The sequence below is a fragment of the Arcticibacter sp. genome (genome assembly GCF_053551015.1).
On sequence record NZ_JBMQOB010000022.1, the window covers coordinates 1 to 15930 of the forward strand.

Annotated in this window: 17 protein-coding genes; 8 read left to right on the forward strand and 9 right to left on the reverse strand. The window is 47.6% G+C overall.

Annotated elements, in window-relative coordinates; genetic code table 11:
• Positions 1 to 374 precede the first annotated feature (374 nt).
• The gene (locus ACO1NU_RS15330; RefSeq protein WP_448819376.1) at positions 375 to 500 is read left to right on the forward strand and encodes a hypothetical protein; all 126 of its coding nucleotides are present in this window, start codon (positions 375 to 377) and stop codon (positions 498 to 500) included.
• A 398-nt stretch (positions 501 to 898) separates the two neighbouring features.
• On the opposite strand, the gene ACO1NU_RS15335 is transcribed toward ACO1NU_RS15330, so the two are convergent.
• Together ACO1NU_RS15335 and ACO1NU_RS15340 are read right to left on the reverse strand one after the other, a co-directional pair.
• Positions 899 to 1258, reverse strand: a complete 360-nt coding sequence (locus ACO1NU_RS15335; protein ID WP_448819377.1) for a CoA-binding protein — start codon at positions 1256 to 1258, stop codon at positions 899 to 901.
• A gap of 45 nt (positions 1259 to 1303) precedes the next feature.
• Complete coding sequence (locus tag ACO1NU_RS15340; RefSeq protein ID WP_448819378.1) at positions 1304 to 2851, reverse strand: NAD(P)/FAD-dependent oxidoreductase; 1548 nt, start codon at positions 2849 to 2851, stop codon at positions 1304 to 1306.
• A gap of 90 nt (positions 2852 to 2941) precedes the next feature.
• Between ACO1NU_RS15340 and ACO1NU_RS15345 the strand changes: the two genes are divergently transcribed.
• The 6 genes from ACO1NU_RS15345 to ACO1NU_RS15370 are packed head-to-tail and all read left to right on the forward strand — an operon-like array spanning position 2942 to position 6665.
• Complete coding sequence (locus ACO1NU_RS15345) at positions 2942 to 3520, forward strand: LemA family protein (RefSeq protein WP_448819379.1); 579 nt, start codon at positions 2942 to 2944, stop codon at positions 3518 to 3520.
• Positions 3521 to 3528: 8 nt separating this feature from the next.
• The gene (locus ACO1NU_RS15350; RefSeq protein ID WP_448819380.1) at positions 3529 to 3969 is read left to right on the forward strand and encodes a TPM domain-containing protein; all 441 of its coding nucleotides are present in this window, start codon (positions 3529 to 3531) and stop codon (positions 3967 to 3969) included.
• Between the two features lie 17 nt (positions 3970 to 3986).
• The gene (locus ACO1NU_RS15355; RefSeq protein WP_448819381.1) at positions 3987 to 4778 is read left to right on the forward strand and encodes a TPM domain-containing protein; all 792 of its coding nucleotides are present in this window, start codon (positions 3987 to 3989) and stop codon (positions 4776 to 4778) included.
• A gap of 27 nt (positions 4779 to 4805) precedes the next feature.
• A complete protein-coding gene (locus ACO1NU_RS15360) occupies positions 4806 to 5216 on the forward strand; it encodes a hypothetical protein (protein ID WP_448819382.1) in 411 nt (136 codons plus the stop codon).
• Positions 5209 to 5757: an NUDIX hydrolase gene (locus ACO1NU_RS15365; protein WP_448819383.1), complete on the forward strand. Its 549-nt coding sequence runs from the start codon at positions 5209 to 5211 to the stop codon at positions 5755 to 5757. Before ACO1NU_RS15360 ends, ACO1NU_RS15365 begins: the two co-directional genes overlap by 8 nt.
• A gap of 50 nt (positions 5758 to 5807) precedes the next feature.
• Positions 5808 to 6665 carry a bestrophin family protein gene (locus tag ACO1NU_RS15370; RefSeq protein WP_448819384.1) on the forward strand — a complete coding sequence of 286 codons (858 nt, stop codon included), beginning with the start codon at positions 5808 to 5810 and terminating at the stop codon, positions 6663 to 6665.
• A gap of 78 nt (positions 6666 to 6743) precedes the next feature.
• On the opposite strand, the gene dnaA is transcribed toward ACO1NU_RS15370, so the two are convergent.
• The 4 genes from dnaA to ACO1NU_RS15390 form a co-directional block, all read right to left on the reverse strand.
• Positions 6744 to 8171: a chromosomal replication initiator protein DnaA gene (gene dnaA / locus ACO1NU_RS15375; RefSeq protein ID WP_448819385.1), complete on the reverse strand. Its 1428-nt coding sequence runs from the start codon at positions 8169 to 8171 to the stop codon at positions 6744 to 6746.
• A gap of 92 nt (positions 8172 to 8263) precedes the next feature.
• The gene (locus ACO1NU_RS15380; RefSeq protein WP_448819386.1) at positions 8264 to 9202 is read right to left on the reverse strand and encodes a bifunctional metallophosphatase/5'-nucleotidase; all 939 of its coding nucleotides are present in this window, start codon (positions 9200 to 9202) and stop codon (positions 8264 to 8266) included.
• The gene (locus ACO1NU_RS15385; protein WP_448819387.1) at positions 9199 to 9972 is read right to left on the reverse strand and encodes a 5'-nucleotidase C-terminal domain-containing protein; all 774 of its coding nucleotides are present in this window, start codon (positions 9970 to 9972) and stop codon (positions 9199 to 9201) included. The genes ACO1NU_RS15380 and ACO1NU_RS15385 overlap by 4 nt, the downstream gene beginning before the upstream one ends.
• 13 nt (positions 9973 to 9985) lie before the next feature.
• On the reverse strand, positions 9986 to 10519 hold the full coding sequence (locus tag ACO1NU_RS15390) for a DUF7935 family protein (protein ID WP_448819388.1): 534 nt from the start codon (positions 10517 to 10519) through the stop codon (positions 9986 to 9988).
• Between the two features lie 90 nt (positions 10520 to 10609).
• On the opposite strand from ACO1NU_RS15390, the gene ACO1NU_RS15395 reads away from it, so the two are divergent.
• Positions 10610 to 10960, forward strand: a complete 351-nt coding sequence (locus ACO1NU_RS15395; protein WP_448819389.1) for a HesB/IscA family protein — start codon at positions 10610 to 10612, stop codon at positions 10958 to 10960.
• A gap of 110 nt (positions 10961 to 11070) precedes the next feature.
• Here ACO1NU_RS15395 and ACO1NU_RS15400 read toward each other — a convergent pair whose 3' ends face one another.
• The 3 genes from ACO1NU_RS15400 to ACO1NU_RS15410 form a co-directional block, all read right to left on the reverse strand.
• A complete protein-coding gene (locus ACO1NU_RS15400) occupies positions 11071 to 11514 on the reverse strand; it encodes a hypothetical protein (protein ID WP_448819390.1) in 444 nt (147 codons plus the stop codon).
• A gap of 116 nt (positions 11515 to 11630) precedes the next feature.
• Positions 11631 to 13151: a RagB/SusD family nutrient uptake outer membrane protein gene (locus ACO1NU_RS15405; RefSeq protein ID WP_448819391.1), complete on the reverse strand. Its 1521-nt coding sequence runs from the start codon at positions 13149 to 13151 to the stop codon at positions 11631 to 11633.
• Between the two features lie 91 nt (positions 13152 to 13242).
• Positions 13243 to 15927 (reverse strand): SusC/RagA family TonB-linked outer membrane protein, encoded by a 2685-nt coding sequence (locus ACO1NU_RS15410; protein WP_448819700.1) that lies wholly within the window; start codon positions 15925 to 15927, stop codon positions 13243 to 13245.
• Positions 15928 to 15930: the final 3 nt, after the last annotated feature.

Here is a 15930-nt window from a genome sequence, read left to right on the forward strand (position 1 = left end):
AATTCACTGCTTAACGATCTTGTTTTCAATGCCTCCAGGCGTCGCGCCTTTTGGTTTTTGTTCCCCCGATTTGGGATTGCAAAGGTAAGAAGGTTTTTGATATTTCCAAAAAAAAGTTGAACTTTTTTTCTTCCTTCTTTTCTTCTCTTCAATCACTCTCACTCTGCCTTGCGCTTCGTAATCCCTCGTTCGTTTTGGGACTGCAAAGATGGGAACTTTTCCTATTCCCTGCAAGTCTTTTTGCCTTTTATTTTGTGAAAAGGTGCATTCTAAGCGTCCTGAGCCACTCAGCGCCTTTTAAATCAGGGAATTAAAAAGTACAAAAAATCAAACATTTTTTGGGATCTGCGTGTAAAGGCGGATCACGGGTGGTCATGAAGCGGAAAAAAGGGGGTGCAAAGGGGTGTTTTGGGTGGAAGGGTGTCCGTATGCAGGACTGGTTCTCCTATTCTACCGACAATATATCAGATGATAACTTCCATCCTACCCGCTACATTTAAAGTATCGAATTATTATACCCACACCTATAGATAGAATCTTTCTTATACTAGCAGTTATAATGCTGCATTATCATGACGGCTACATGCATACGGAGGATCTTTCTATCGTTCTCTTAATACATCTATCGCAAGTAGCCTAACGTCCGGGACAAAACTCTTCAAGCCAGCCATGCTGCTTCTGCTAAAAACAGAAGCATACTCAAACAAAAAAGGAGAACCGCTATTTGCAATTCTCTTTTTATTGTGACGTCCTGTATTTAAAAGAAGCAGATCCGATATTCTTTCATACTTTTACAATTTGTTTAACGAAATCCTCTTACTACCTAAATAGCAGGGCTTATTCTCCCGGATCCTGACAGTGCTTAAAGCAACCCTTTTGCTACTCAAAGAAGCGAGGTTTAATATTCTCCAGTCGACAGCATCACCAGCGTACATCCTTCTACAGTCTCGATGCCGCGCTCTCTGGCCATGGCTTCCAGCTCATCATTCTCCGTACCTGGATTGAAGATGATCCTCTTTGGATTCGTCCCCAAAATATAATCATACAAGGGTGCCTGATTACGGGTACCCACATATAAGGTAACTGTATCGATGTCAGGATGAAGATCTTTCGCCTCTTCAATAGGAACTCCTGCCACCTCTCCTTTCTTGATACCCACGTTCACAATCTCATGGCCGTATTTGACCAGCTTATTTGATGCGAGATACGCGTAACGACTCGAGTCAGGCGTAGCTCCTAGTACTAATGTCTTTTTCATCGTTTTATATTTTTTTCGGGAAACATACACTTCTTCCCTGATTACCTATTTAAACATCTCATAAACTGCATCTGCACAATTCATGCCATCTATCGCCGCGGAAACAATCCCTCCGGCATAACCTGCTCCTTCACCGCAGGGAAACAATCCAACTGCATCGGGATGCTGAAGACTCGCCTTATCTCTGGGGATCCGGACGGGCGAGGAAGTACGCGACTCCACACCCACCAAAAGTGCTTCATTGGTGAAATAGCCTTTCATCTTTCTACCGAACGCAGGCAGCGCCTTTTTTAAGCGGGAGTAAACCAGTTCCGGAAGCACTTGAGAGAGGTCGGCACTCCGGGTTCCGGGAAGGTAGGAGTTTGCTGGAAGGTCCATCGATACCCTTCCCTCAGCGAAGTCGACCATGCGCTGCGCCGGGGCAACGAGGCTCCCTCCTCCGGCTTGCCAGGCCCTCTTCTCGGCTTCTGCCTGAAAAGCGAGCAACCTGAAGGGATCTTCCGGAGATCCGGGTACGTCTTCCAGGTTGATCTGAACCACCGTGCCGGAATTGGCGAAAGGGTTATTACGCTTGGACGGCGACCAGCCGTTTACTACAATTTCATTGAAGTCTGTTGAGCAGGGGGCAATGATTCCTCCGGGACACATACAGAAGGAGAAAACACCGCGATCATCTACTTGTTCGACCAGGCTGTAGTATGAAGGCGGCAGATTCGGGTCGCGCACCAGGCAATGATATTGCGCCTGGTCGATCAGCTGCTGCGGGTGTTCAATACGGACACCCAGCGCAAAAGGCTTGGCCTCGATCTGCAGGTCATGCTCTCGCAACAAGTAGTAAATATCACGGGCCGAGTGACCTGTTGCCAGGATCAGGGCATCTGCTTCGAAGATATTCCCTTCTGCAGTTCTGACTCCTTTTATATGGCCGCCTTTCAAGATCAGGCCGGTAACCTTGGTATCGAAATGGATCTCGCCACCTGCATTCTGTATCGTCTCGCGCATGGCGGTGATGATCTGAGGTAATTTATTGGTACCGATATGCGGACGGGCATCTACCAGAATATCCTCGGTGGCTCCATGAGCGACAAAGGCTTTCAGCACATACTGCACATCGCCACGCTTATTGGACCGAGTGTACAGCTTTCCGTCTGAATAGGTTCCGGCACCGCCTTCGCCAAAGCAATAGTTGGATTCTGGATTGATCAGTCCCTCCTTATTAATGGCTGCTAAATCGCGACGTCTTTGTTTCACATCCTTACCCCGTTCGATCAGCACCGGTTTCATACCAAGTTCGATGCAGCGCAAAGCCGCGAAGAGACCTGCGGGACCTGCCCCAACGATGAGAACTGGTTTTTTGTCGCTGACATTTGGGTACTCTACTGAAAAAACTTCAGGCACGGGCACCTCTTCCAGGTAAACATGCACCTTGAGACGGTAGACCACCTGTCGGCCACGCGCATCGATAGACCGCTTGTGGATTTTGACATGTTTAAGCTTGCTGGGATGGAGTTTAAGGGCAGTAGCAACTTTGTTATAGAGCGCATCCTGATCTGCTGCTTCATGCGGAAGTAGCACAATTTCAATTTCTTTCATTGCAATATTGCCAGGTTTTTATCCCGGACAGTAACAAAGGTATGAATTTTGACGTCTAAGATCTGAATCAAATAATTTAACTTTAACATTATGAGAAAACTAGTTTATACAATTGCAGGTTTATTTGCAGTCCTTTCATTTTCATCATGCGGCTATAACAGCATGGTTCAGTTAGACGAGCAGGTACAGTCTCAGTGGGCACAGGTACAAAACGTGTATCAAAGACGTGCAGACCTGATTCCTAATTTGGTCAATACCGTTAAGGGAGCTGCCAACTTTGAAAAAGAGACCCTGACCCAGGTTGTGGAAGCACGCGCAAAAGCGACATCTGTAAACGTAGACCCGGATAAGCTGACTCCAGAGAATATAGAAAAGTTTCAGGCTGCACAGGGACAGCTTAGCTCAGCTATCGGCCGTTTGCTGATGGTGACAGAGAACTATCCTGAGTTAAAGGCTAATGCAAACTTCCAGGAACTACAGGCGCAGCTGGAAGGCACCGAAAACCGGATCACTACTGAAAGACAGAAATTCAACGAGGTTACTCAGCAGTATAACTCTAAAATCAGAAGTTTCCCGAACAACATCACTTCCGGAATGTTTGGATTTGAAAAGAAGGGCTATTTCCAGGCCGAAGCAGGCTCTGACAAGGCTCCTAAAGTAGAGTTTTAACACGCGCTATGAGCAAAAAACCAGACTTATTTACGGATCTGGAACAAGAACAGATCCGTAAAGCTATTGAAGACGCAGAGAAGCACACATCCGGAGAAATCAGGATCTGTGCTGAGCGTAATTGTCCGGTACCGAGTGCATTTGATCGCGCGGCCAGCTATTTCATAAAAATAGGAATGGACAAGACCTCTCTGAGAAACGGGGTGCTTATCTATATCGCTACTGACGATCATAAATTTGCCATCATTGGTGATGAGGGCATCAACAGACAGGTGCCTGAGGATTTCTGGGATACGACTAAAGAACGGATGATCGGAAAATTCCGGACAGGCAGTCTGGCATCTGGCATCGTAGAAGGGATCACCGCAGCTGGCGAACAACTGCAGAAGCTCTTTCCCGTACAGGATGGCGACAAAAATGAATTGTCAGATGACATCTCTTACATCTGATAAGAGGGACGAACAACATGAATGTAAAACAAGGTATATTAATTGCACTGACCTTTATCTTAGTCAGCACAGGCCTTCGGGCTCAAGAGCTACCTCCCCGGTCTAACACGCTGGTGACTGACTATACCAATTCACTTTCTCCGGATCAGAAGGCGCAGCTTGAGCGGAAGCTCGTCGCGTTTAACGACACATCATCTACGCAGATTGCTGTGGTGCTGATCAAATCGGTCGGCGTATATGACATCGCCGATTATACAGCGAGGCTGGCGGAGAACTGGGGTGTTGGGCAGAAAGGAAAAAATAATGGAGTGGTGCTTCTGGCGGCGATTGCCGACAGGAAAGTGACCATACAGACCGGATATGGGGTTGAGGGTGCTCTCCCCGATGCTATAACCAAGCGGATTATTACCAATGAAATCAGACCGGCTTTTAAACAGGGTGATTATTATAGCGGGCTTGACAGAGCGACTGATGCCATCATATCCTATACCAAAGGCGAGTACAAAGCAGACAAGCCAAAGAAAAAAAAATCCGGGTCTTCGGGATTTCCCGTAGGGCTGGTGATCCTGATCGTCCTGATCGTTGCTGTGATTAGCAGACGCGGTGGTGGCGGCGGCGGCGGCCGAGTGATCGGAAGTCGCGGGGGTGCAGACCTTCTATGGTGGACCATGCTCTCCGGAATGGCAGGTCGCGGCGGCGGCAGTGGTGGTGGCAGCTTCGGTGGAGGTGGATTTGGCGATGGAGGCGGTGGCTTCGGTGGATTTGGTGGCGGAAGCTTCGGTGGCGGCGGATCCAGCGGCGATTGGTAGATTTTCCCTGAAATAAATTAAACGAACATGATTAGAAAAGATTTTATTGAGGCTGAGATTCAAAAGCTGGCGCTGGTGCTGGCAAAGATACTCGGTCTTAAAAACGACGGCAACGTAGACGAAGGGATAGATACAGCCTTCGAGGCACTATCTGAATCCTTTGGCCTAAGCCGCGAAGATTTGGAACAAACACCGGTAGAAGACTTCCAGGCACACCTGGAGACGAAGGCATATTCCCCGGAAAAACTGAACCTGATGGCTCAACTGATGTTTGAATCGGTATACCCTTTCCAGGAAGTTGACGAAACGTTTGTGATCCTCCATAAAACAGCTGCCATTTTGAACATGTTAGAGACGGTTCATCATCAGCAGAGCTTTGAAAATATTGCCCGCAGAGAACAGATTAATACTTTCTTAAATAACAGACAGTATGAGTAACCTGAAGTGGGAGAAACTTTCGTCGCGCTACCTGGTGGAGGAAAGATGGGCGGTTCTGCGCGTGGATACCTGCAAAATGCCCGACGGAAAGATCATTGACGATTACTATGTACTGGAATATCCGGATTGGGCAAATGCCGTTGCCTTTACTGAAGACGGTCAGGTGATCCTGATCAGACAGTATCGCCACGGTGCTGAAGACGTGTTCCTGGAGCTTCCCGGCGGGTGTATCGACGAAGGTGAATCGCCAGAAGATGCAGTCAGACGCGAGCTTCTGGAAGAAACCGGGTATGCGTTTGATTCAATCGAAAAAGTTGGGGAGGTCTATGCTAATCCTTCAACAGCAGCGAATGTAACACACTGCTATGTTCTTCAGGGAGGCCGTAAAGTTCAGGAGCAGCATCTGGATGGTCGTGAAGAGATCGAGGTTCTGACGGTCAGCGTTGCTGAGCTCAAGGAATTGGTGCTGAAGAACGAGATCAAGCAGGCCCTCCACGTGAGCAGTATTTTCTTTGCACTTGCAAAACTGGGGAAGCTCTAGAACTTCCCCTTGCGGCAACGACCGCATAAATTCTATACGTCTATCCCCTTATGATTAATTACAACCCCAAGGTTTGGTTTCCGTTTATCTTCAGATTCAACAAAACGGATACCCTCAGAACCTTACTCCCTCTGATGCTTATTGCGGGGGCCTACTCCTGGCTGGTTGCCTATTTGGAGCTTGAATATTTTGAGGTAGGAAAATCCAGCTTCATTAGTAACCTCGGCCTGATGCATAGTGTGCTGGGCTTCGTGATCTCCCTCCTGCTGGTTTTCAGAACAAACACCGCGTATGACCGCTGGTGGGAAGGCAGAAAACAACTGGGTGGCCTGACTAACGCCTCGCGTAACCTGGCGATCAAACTGCATAGCTTCCTGAAGGATGAGGAGGACAAGCGCTTTTTCAGACTGATGATCCCGAACTATGCTTTTGCCTTGAAGAACCATTTGCGCGAGAATGAAGACTATCATGAACTTGATCCGGTGCTTGACCTCAAGGCCCACCACCATCTGCCCAATCAGATCGCCACCAGGATATATGAACGATTAAACAAGCTTTACGAAGCGCAGAAGATCAGCAGTGATCAGCTCTGGCTGCTGAATGAGGAGTTTAAGTCGCTTACAGATATCTGCGGAGCCTGCGAGCGCATTAAGAACACACCAATACCCTATACGTATAGTGTATTTATCAAAAAGTTCATTTTTCTGTATGTCTTTACCCTGCCTTTTGGTTGGGTGAACAGCATCGGCTATCTGATTATTCCAGTGATCATGTTTATCCTGTATGCCTTCGCGAGTCTGGAGCTTATTGCCGAGGAGATCGAGAATCCTTTTGGCAGAGATGCCAACGATCTTCCGGTTGATCAGATATGCCAGAATATCCGGAAGCATGTGAGCGAGATTATATAGCGGAATTTGTGGGACATAAAAAAGGCTATCTTTTAATTGAGATAGCCTTTTTTCTTTTGGTTAAGATGAGGTAAAAGTTTAGCTCATCTTTAATTTCTTTTGAATGTCCTGAACGTAGTTCTTGAACTTCTTGTCTGTATCAATAAGATCTTCAACTGTCTGGCATGCATAGATCACGGTAGAGTGATCACGACCACCAAAGAACTGGCCGATAGACTTAAGTGACGTCTTTGTGTGACTCTTAGCAAGATACATTGATATCTGGCGTGCTTGTACAATTTCTCTCTTGCGTGTTTTGGACTTCACCATTTCAACTGGAACTTCGAAGTACTCACAAACAAGCTTCTGAATGTATTCCATGGAAATCTCCCTGGAGGTGTGCTTGATAAAGTTCTTTAACATAGACTTCGCCAGTGCCAGGTCGATGTCTTTCTTGTTCAGCGTAGACTGTGCCAATAAAGATACCATGGCTCCTTCTAGCTCACGGACGTTATTGTCAATGTTATGTGCAACGTACTCAATTACCTCGCCCGGGAGCTCAATACCATCGGCATACATCTTCTTCTTGAGGATGGCCATACGGGTTTCCAGATCAGGAACCTGCAAATCTGCGGATAGTCCCCATTTGAAACGGCTTAACAAACGCTCTTCTAAACCTGCCAGATCTTTAGGCGCTTTATCAGAGGTCAGGATAACCTGTTTGCCCGACTGATGAAGGTGGTTGAAGATGTGGAAAAAGATATCCTGCGTTTTTTCCTTACCTGCAAAGTTATGCACGTCATCCATGATGATCACGTCCATTGCCTGATAGAAGTTCACGAAGTCATTGATGGTGTTGTTCTTCAATGAGTCAACGAACTGCTGACAGAACTTCTCGCATGATACGTAGATAACTAATTTGTCAGGACTCGTTCTTTTAATTTCGTTCCCGATAGCCTGACCCAGGTGAGTCTTACCAAGACCAACACCTCCGTAAAGCAAGAGAGGGTTAAAAGACGTTCCTCCGGGTTTTGCCGCAACAGCAAACCCTGCTGAGCGTGCAAGACGATTACAATCACCCTCGATAAAATTCTCGAAACAATAATTAGGATTGAGCTGAGGGTCTACCTGTAGTTTTTTGAGGCCAGGTATCACAAATGGATTCTTAATATCCTTGTTGAGGGTTACCGCTACGGGTATGGACTGATATTTTGCTTCAGATCCATTGCCTGTAGATGGCATGTTCGTCGTATAAGGCTTATTGCTTGACGACTTCTCAACAACGATGTTATACTCCAACCGGCCTTCATCACCAAGTTGCTTTTTTACGGTCTTCCGTAAAAGCCCAACATAGTGCTCTTCAAGCCATTCGTAAAAGAATAAGCTTGGCACTTGTATGGTAAGCACATTTCCCTCGAGACGCAATGCTTTTATTGGTTCGAACCAAGTCTTGTAGCTCTGTGTTGGAATATTGTCTTTTATGATCTGAAGACATTGATTCCAAACGTTCGTACCAGTTTTTTCCATGAAGCTTTTTCTTAATAATTTGATTTCCAGACAGTACGGCGAGGATTTTACTGGCCGCTTTGGAACATCGAATATTCGAAAAATTTCCTGCTTTAGGAACTAAAATTTGAAATATCCTTAACTGGCTCAACAGCAGAAGCATAGGCTATCCGGCCTGTTTTTTTACTTCCAAATTCAAAATCGAGCCTTCCGAGGTTGATTCCGGCGAAGCCGACCTGGTTAATGATGACACGTTTGCCTCCCTGATTTTTCAGCTCAGTAGGTGCCGGTAAAAAGGTGTGCGTATGCCCCCCGATGATCAGATCGGTGTGGTATGTACTGGCCGCCAGAACATGGTCAGAAACCTTGTTGTAGTCGTATTGATATCCGAGGTGAGACAGGCAGATAACGAGGTCGCACTTTTCGTCGTTCTTCAGGTAAGACTCGATCTTCAGGGCCGTCTTCACAGGATCGAGATAAAGGGTGTTACCGTACTGCTGTTTGTTGACAAGTCCATCTAACTGGATGCCCAAGCCATATACGCCGACCTTGATTCTACCCTTCTTGAAAATCTGGTAAGATTTCGTTTTACCGTGCAGAGGCGTATCACTAAAGTCGTAGTTGGCAACCAGGAATGGGAAGTTGGCATGTGGCAGCTGCTTGAGGAAGCCTTCCACACCATTATCGAAATCATGGTTACCCATGGTTCCGGCATCATAGCCCATCAAAGACATGAGCTTCAGTTCAGCCTCTCCCCCATAGAAATTGAAATAGGGTGTCCCCTGGAATACGTCGCCGGCGTCAAAGAGGAGCACATGTTCCTCTTCTGCCCTGATCTTCTTAATCAGTGCGGCCCGCGGTGCCGCGCCTCCCATACCTGCATAGCGAACATCGTCGGCCGGAAAAGGATCAATGCGGCTATGCACATCGTTTGTATGAAGGATAGTGAGCTTTTGAACGTCATCGGAAGCAAAGATCTTTTGATAGTCTAAACCAAGTGCAAGAACTGCCGACCCGGTCAGCGTGTTCTTTATAAATTTCCGTCTGTTCATTTGCTCGTATCGTTATCGCTCTGTATTCTGTTATCGAGTTTGGAGGTGATGGCCTTGCCTTGCGCCTGCTGCTCCTTTATATAGGCCAGTATGACGTCCCGTAACTTCAGGGATGTATCTACTCTACCACTACCTCTCGTGTATGCCTCTGCCTTATCGCCTCCGTTGGCCAGATAATCAATAGTCAATACGGTATAGTTTTTTGAGGGGTCGAAAGGGGCTCCGTTGATTTGGATATCAGTAGCCTTCCCGTTTTTGATACTGAACTTTACTCCGGAGACCGGATCACCGTTCAGCGCGGCTATATAATTAAGAAGTTCCTGTACATCGGCCCCTTTCAGAGTAATTGCAACGAGAGCGTTCTCGAACGGCATTAGCTCGTAAACCTTAAAGGCTTTAATAGGTCCTGCGGCAATTGAATTGCGAAGCCCGAAATAGTTGGTATGTACAAAGTCGAAGCTGATGTTCTGACGCTTGCCGGCATCATAGACAATGTCCGCCACCAGATTGTTCAACAAGCCTTCCGGCTTCTTACGTTCCAGGTTGATAGCGGCCACACCGATCACAGCGTTCATCTGCGAATCGATGCCCTTTTTATAAGGCTGATAGAATGATAGTACCGCCGAGTCTATCGGCAGGTCCTTCACGGTGTACAACGATGCATGAGACGACGTCGGGTGTAGCTTCGGCGAACAGGCCGAGAGCCCGATCAGCAGTACAGGTAGCATTCTGCCTGCTATCCTGCCGATGTATGATATTGCAGTATTCATGAAAATGTGGCTTTTAAAAAAGTTGCTGAACATCCCCTTTGATGACCTGTGCCGCAGAATCGTAAGGATTGCTTTCCAGGGAAGAAAGGTGATGAAGAATGAGCTTGCTTAGTTCTACCGGCGGGGCCTCTGCAGGAAGCGACTGCGCCGCATTGTTGATCAGCGCCAGTGTATCTTCCTTGATTTTAGCAAGCGTAGACCATGCCGATGAAGAGACATAGAGCTGCTGAGTGGTATTGTGCTGAAACTCCTCGCGGATCTCTGCTTTGAGCACCTGCTGATATTCTGCCAGCGAGAGCCCCGAGGAGCTTACTCTTAAAAGGAGATTCAGGGGGTTGATACGATCCACCAGCAGGATCAATCGTTCATAGGCCTGAAGTCGCAGGGGAAGCAAGGTAGACTGACTGTCTTTCTTGAGATCGAGCAAGCGTATTTTGAGATGCTGATCAAGATAGGGGCGGATAACCAGGTATGCGATGAAGAAAACGACGATTCCGGATAGGGAATACTTTACGATGTCGAGAAAAAAAAGGGAGATTGATGACATTCTGAATAATTGTTGTCATAGCGTCAAATCGCCTATAACCAAACAAAAATGGGTAAATTACCTTATATTTGTGTAAATAAATTGCAAGAAATGAGTATGGAGACTACATCACTTATACCGGTTTCTTTGACAGAAGGGGCGGCAAAGGAGCTTAGAAAACTGCAGCAGCAACAGGAGCTGGGCGATGAGTTCGGTTTGCGCATTGGTGTTGAGGGAGGCGGATGCTCGGGGATGAATTATATTCTGGGCTTTGATCAAAAGAAAGAAGGAGATCAGGAGTTTTTTCTTGATGGCATAAAAATATACATGCATAAAGCACACGGCCTCTATCTGGCAGGTATGCAAATTGACTTCCAGGACGGCCTGAACTCAAGAGGATTTACGTTCAATAATCCTAACGCATCAAGCACCTGCGGATGTGGTACATCATTCGCAGTGTAGCACCAAGGTTTTTAAAACAAGAAGAGCGGTATCATGATGATGGTACCGCTCTTCTTGTATATAGGGACTTCATCCCGGGTGATGGCCACAGGCCTCTCTCCTCCTGCCTCTTATTTCTTTAAGTCAGACAGGAATTGCTCTGACTTCTTCAACACACGGCCATATGCACTGTCAAGCTGGGAGATCTGTCTCTTCTGATCTTGAAAATAGACTACAGCATCTTCATTGGAACGGTCTGCAACGTCCGGTTCAAAGGCTCTCATCCAGACATTCATCTGCTCGTCGGCACTATCAAGACTGGCTTTCAGGACGCTTATCTGACGAGCAACTAATGCTGTATCCAAAGAAGGTTTCAATTGTTTCAGGCTATCCATGCTTCGGGAGAGTGTATCCAGCTTCATCCGGCTTCTGATCGCCTTCTCACTATCGATCATTACGCTGTCATGCAGTTCAATGACCTCTTTTCGGACGTCCTTGTAGTCGGTGGACGAACCGCAAGCCTGTAACACAAGCGGCAAGCAGACCGCAAGGCTGTATCTGTTTATGTATTTCATCCTGGAGAATTTAAGAGTATGAAGGTAAGAGGAACCTTTTGTATAAACAAGAAATGCGCAGTACTTCTGGTCTGCGCATTTCCTGCTATTTATCTTTAGGAGCCGAGGCTCTGATCTTAGTAGCCGAGGTTCTGGCTGTACAAGCCCTGGCGAACATCCAGCTGTGATTGCGGAACGGGATAAATGATGTAATTTTTCACGAAAGCCTGCATCTGCTTCTGAACATCTTCAGTTGCAATCCATGCGGGGATTTTCGTTTCTACCAGTCCGCTTCTGACCAGGTCATGCCATCTGCTGCCTTCGGCTGCGAACTCTTTTCTCCTCTCTTCCATGAGCTGAGGCAGGGTTACGTTTGCTATCGGCGCCAATCCTGCGCGCTGACGCACCTGGTTCACAATTGCATCTACTTCCGCCTGTGTCCCTGGAGCTCCATGAAGAATACACTCCGCCTTCATCATCAGGATATCGGTATATCGCTGCACGATAAAATTGATCGGCCAGTCGAGGCGATTGTTGGTAGGAAGCTTCGTGATATCCACGTACTTCTTAAAGAAAGAGCGCGTTTCGGTCGATCCATTGAACGTATATCCGGTCTGGATAGAGAAGTTTCTGCGGATGTCGTTTGCCTCGTACGACTTGAGCAGGTCATTGGAGACCGGGCGGATGGTTAAGCCACCCTGCGTGGTTTTACCGAGCGACTGGAACCAGGTATCGGGTACCAGCACCCACGGGAACGTTGCTCCCAGTACCGGGTTGGAGCCATTGATATACTGCACATCGAATACCACTTCGGAATTCCCCTCGTTGGTATAAGAAAATATATTGGCATAGGCGCTTGAAGACGTACCTGCAGTAGAGAGGAAGCCATACTTTCCACTGCCAATAATCTCGTTGAGCAGTGTTAATGCGTTACCCCATTCGTTCAAGCCTAAGCCGGGACCTTTAATTCCATAGTCCAGTCCTGAGCGCGTCATATGCACCAGGGCAAGGAGTCCTTTGGCAGCATACCTGGTAGCCCTGCCTTTGTCTCCCCCTGTGTACTCTTCGGGCAGATTTTCCTGAGCAAACTGCAGGTCTGAAATAATAAAACTGTAGACGTCGGCAACCGGACTTCTGGCTATCGTATTGGCTTCATCAGCTAATACCGCATGTTCGATAATAGGCACCTCTCCGAACCATCTCAGCAGATCGAAATAGAAGAAGGCACGCAGGAAGCGTGACTCTGCCTGCAGACGCGTTCTGAGGTTTTGATCTCCAATAACGGTTCCATTCTTTTCGATCTGATCAAGAACGGTATTGGCTTTAAATATGCCGTTGAAGTTTTCAGACCAGGCTTCAGTAACATAGGGGTTGCTCGCAATCGTACGATGAAAGCTGTTAATGCCTTCCCAGTCGCGCACCCCGCCATCGGATACTGCATACAGGTTGTCTGAACGGGTTTCAGAAAGATTTAACTGCCTGTCAGGATACGCCCTCAGGCTGGCATAAGTAGCATTAACCGCCTGCAGGAAATCGCTTTGTTTTTCATAGAACCTGGCTGAAGATGCGTCAGATATAGGTGCCTGGTCGAGCTCCTTTTCACACGCTGCGAAAAGAAGTGAACATGATATGATAGTGGAAAAAATGATCTTTTTCATCGGAATATATTTGTTTTTAACAGAAGCAATCAGAAGTCTTTCATGGCTATTGCAAGTAAATGCTGCTGATGGTTTCCTACGATTAGATAGATTAGAATGTAAAGTTGACACCGAAGATCAGCGACTTAGGCAAAGGAAGTCCGCCGTAATCTCCTGCTTCGGGGAATGAGGTGCTTCCGCTAAGGTTGGTATTGGTTGCCTCAGGATTGAAGCCACCTCCATAACTGTCGCGGCCAAAGAAGTTCTCTGCTGTTACATAGATCCTTGCTCCCTGAACCTGCTTCGTTTTGATCACTCTCCCCAGATCATATCCAAGGGTAATATTGCGCACTCTGAAATAGTCAGAAGAATACAACCAGTCGGTGTTCTTGATACGTCCGAAGGTAGAATAGGCCTTCCCTACTTCTCCATCGCCGGGATCCTCAGGAGAGCGCCATCTGTTAGCCCAGGTTCCCAGAACATTGTCGGTTAGTCCGGTACCGGTTCTATTAACCGAACGTCCGAACAATGAGTAGATAGATCCTCCATTCTGTCCCTGAACAAGCACGCTGAGGTCGAAGCCTTTGTACCGGAAGTTATTGGTAATCCCCCATGAATAATCAGGGGTAGGATGTCCTACGATTACCCGGTCTTTCGCATCAATGACTCCATCGCCGTTAGCATCCACATACTTGGGATCTCCTACGGTCTGTGTTCCATATCTGGGGGCGTTCGTGTCGATATCCTGCTGAGTCAGGATTCCCTGCTGCTGCACCACGTAGATGCTATACATAGGCTCACCCACTTTCAGAATGCTGTGCTCAATGTCAAAAGAGGAAGGGATTAGTATCTGACTCTGGCCTCCTGGCAATGAAACAACCTTGTTGGTATTATGACTGATGTTTGCCGTTGTGCTCCACTGGAAGTCGCCCATCAGGTTCCTTGAGGTGATCTCGAACTCCCATCCCTGATTCTTTACTTCGCCGGTATTGCCGAGCAAGGTAGAGAAACCGGTGGTTTGAGGGATCGGAATGTTCAGGAGCAGGTTGGAGTTGTTCTTCGAGTACACGTCGAAAGCTCCGGTAATACGATTGCTGAACAATCCGAAGTCGAGACCTACGTCAAAGGTATTAGAAACTTCCCAGGAAACGTCGGGATTAACAATGCGGTTAGGTGCCTGGCCGATAACCGGAACGCCGTTGAAGGTATAGTTGTAATTGGCCAGCGTGGCAATCCCGCTATAGTCGCCCACATTATAGTTACCCGCTTTACCCCAGCTTGCCCTTAGCTTCAGGTCGCTGATCGCCGTGATATCCTGCAGGAAGTTTTCTTCAGAAATCCTCCACCCCAGGGAAGCAGAGGGGAACCATCCCCACTTGGTATTGGTACCGAACCGGGATGATCCGTCACGCCTGATACTGGCTGAAAACAGATACTTGCCGGCGTATGAATATTGCGCGCGACCGAAATAAGAAAGCAGTACGTTTTTTGACTCGGTGGTGCTGCCCGTAATGCCGGCAGCTTTATTCAATGTGGTGACCACATCGTTGGTAAAGCCACCGTTTGAATTGAACTCGCCGCTGTCAAATTTGTCTGAGTTATATGAAGCACCGGCCAAGAGAGAGAGGTCATGCACTTCATTGAACTGCTTGTTGTATGAGAGCGTGTTCTCATTAACGAAGGTCTGTCGCCTGTATGTAGAATAGCTTCCGGAGGTGTTGGCAGTCAACTGCGACTCCCGGCTGGAAAGTGTACCTGTAATCGTGTAAGGGATATAGCGGTTGAAATTGTTGTCTGTATGATCCAGGTTCAGTGTAGTCCGGAAATTCAGACCATCGATGATCTTGTACTCACCAAATATGGTGGCAAGCGTACGGAAGCGCTTGGTCTGCGCAAACGTGTTTTCGAGCTTGCCGATAGGACTGTTCGGCGAGGTGCTCCAACGGTATTGTCCATTCCTGCCGATGTTAGGGTATACGCCCATCGTATCTTCCTGAACGGGCGTCATACTGACCAGCTGGTGAAGGATATTGTCCTTTCCTTCAACTCCCGGATCGTCAGTAATGGAGTACGTAGGTGATAGATTAAGTCCGAACTTCAGCTTGCTGTTCGCATTTACCTCTACGTTCGCTCTGGCGGAATAAGACCGGTAGCCCATTTCTTTAACCATGCCTTCCTGGTCGGTCAGGTTACCTGACACGAAGTAGTTGACCACGTCTGTGGCTCCGCTGGCAGACAGCTGATAGTTCTGCGTGATGCCTCGCTGAAAAGCCTCATCCTGCCAGTCTATGATGCGCAACCCGGGATAGCCCGACTGCTTCCATCTATCATCAATCATGTAAGAGGTATTCACATCATTCGGGCCCAGCTGCTTATCTGCTGCAAGTCCCGAATTCAGGATCTGCCTTCTTTCCGCTGTGGTCTGAGCAGCGGTTCTTCCGGCTCCTGAAGCAACCCACTGCGCGTCGACTACTTCAATAGCGCGATCAATCCATTCCTCACCTGTCAGCATATCCAGCTTCTTACTGCGTTCAACCGTACCGCCGTAAGCATTGAAGGTAATCTTCGGCTTTCCCGACTTACCTCTTCGGGTGGTGATCAATACCACCCCGTTTGATGCTCTTGATCCGTATATGGCAGCGGAAGATGCGTCTTTCAGCACTTGAATAGACTCAATATCGTTGGGATTGATGTTATCCAGCGGATTACCGGATGCATAATTTCCCGAGCCATTAGGAGCAGCGGGAGCCAGGGGGAATCCATCTATTACGTATAAAGGCTCATTACCCGCAGAGATAGA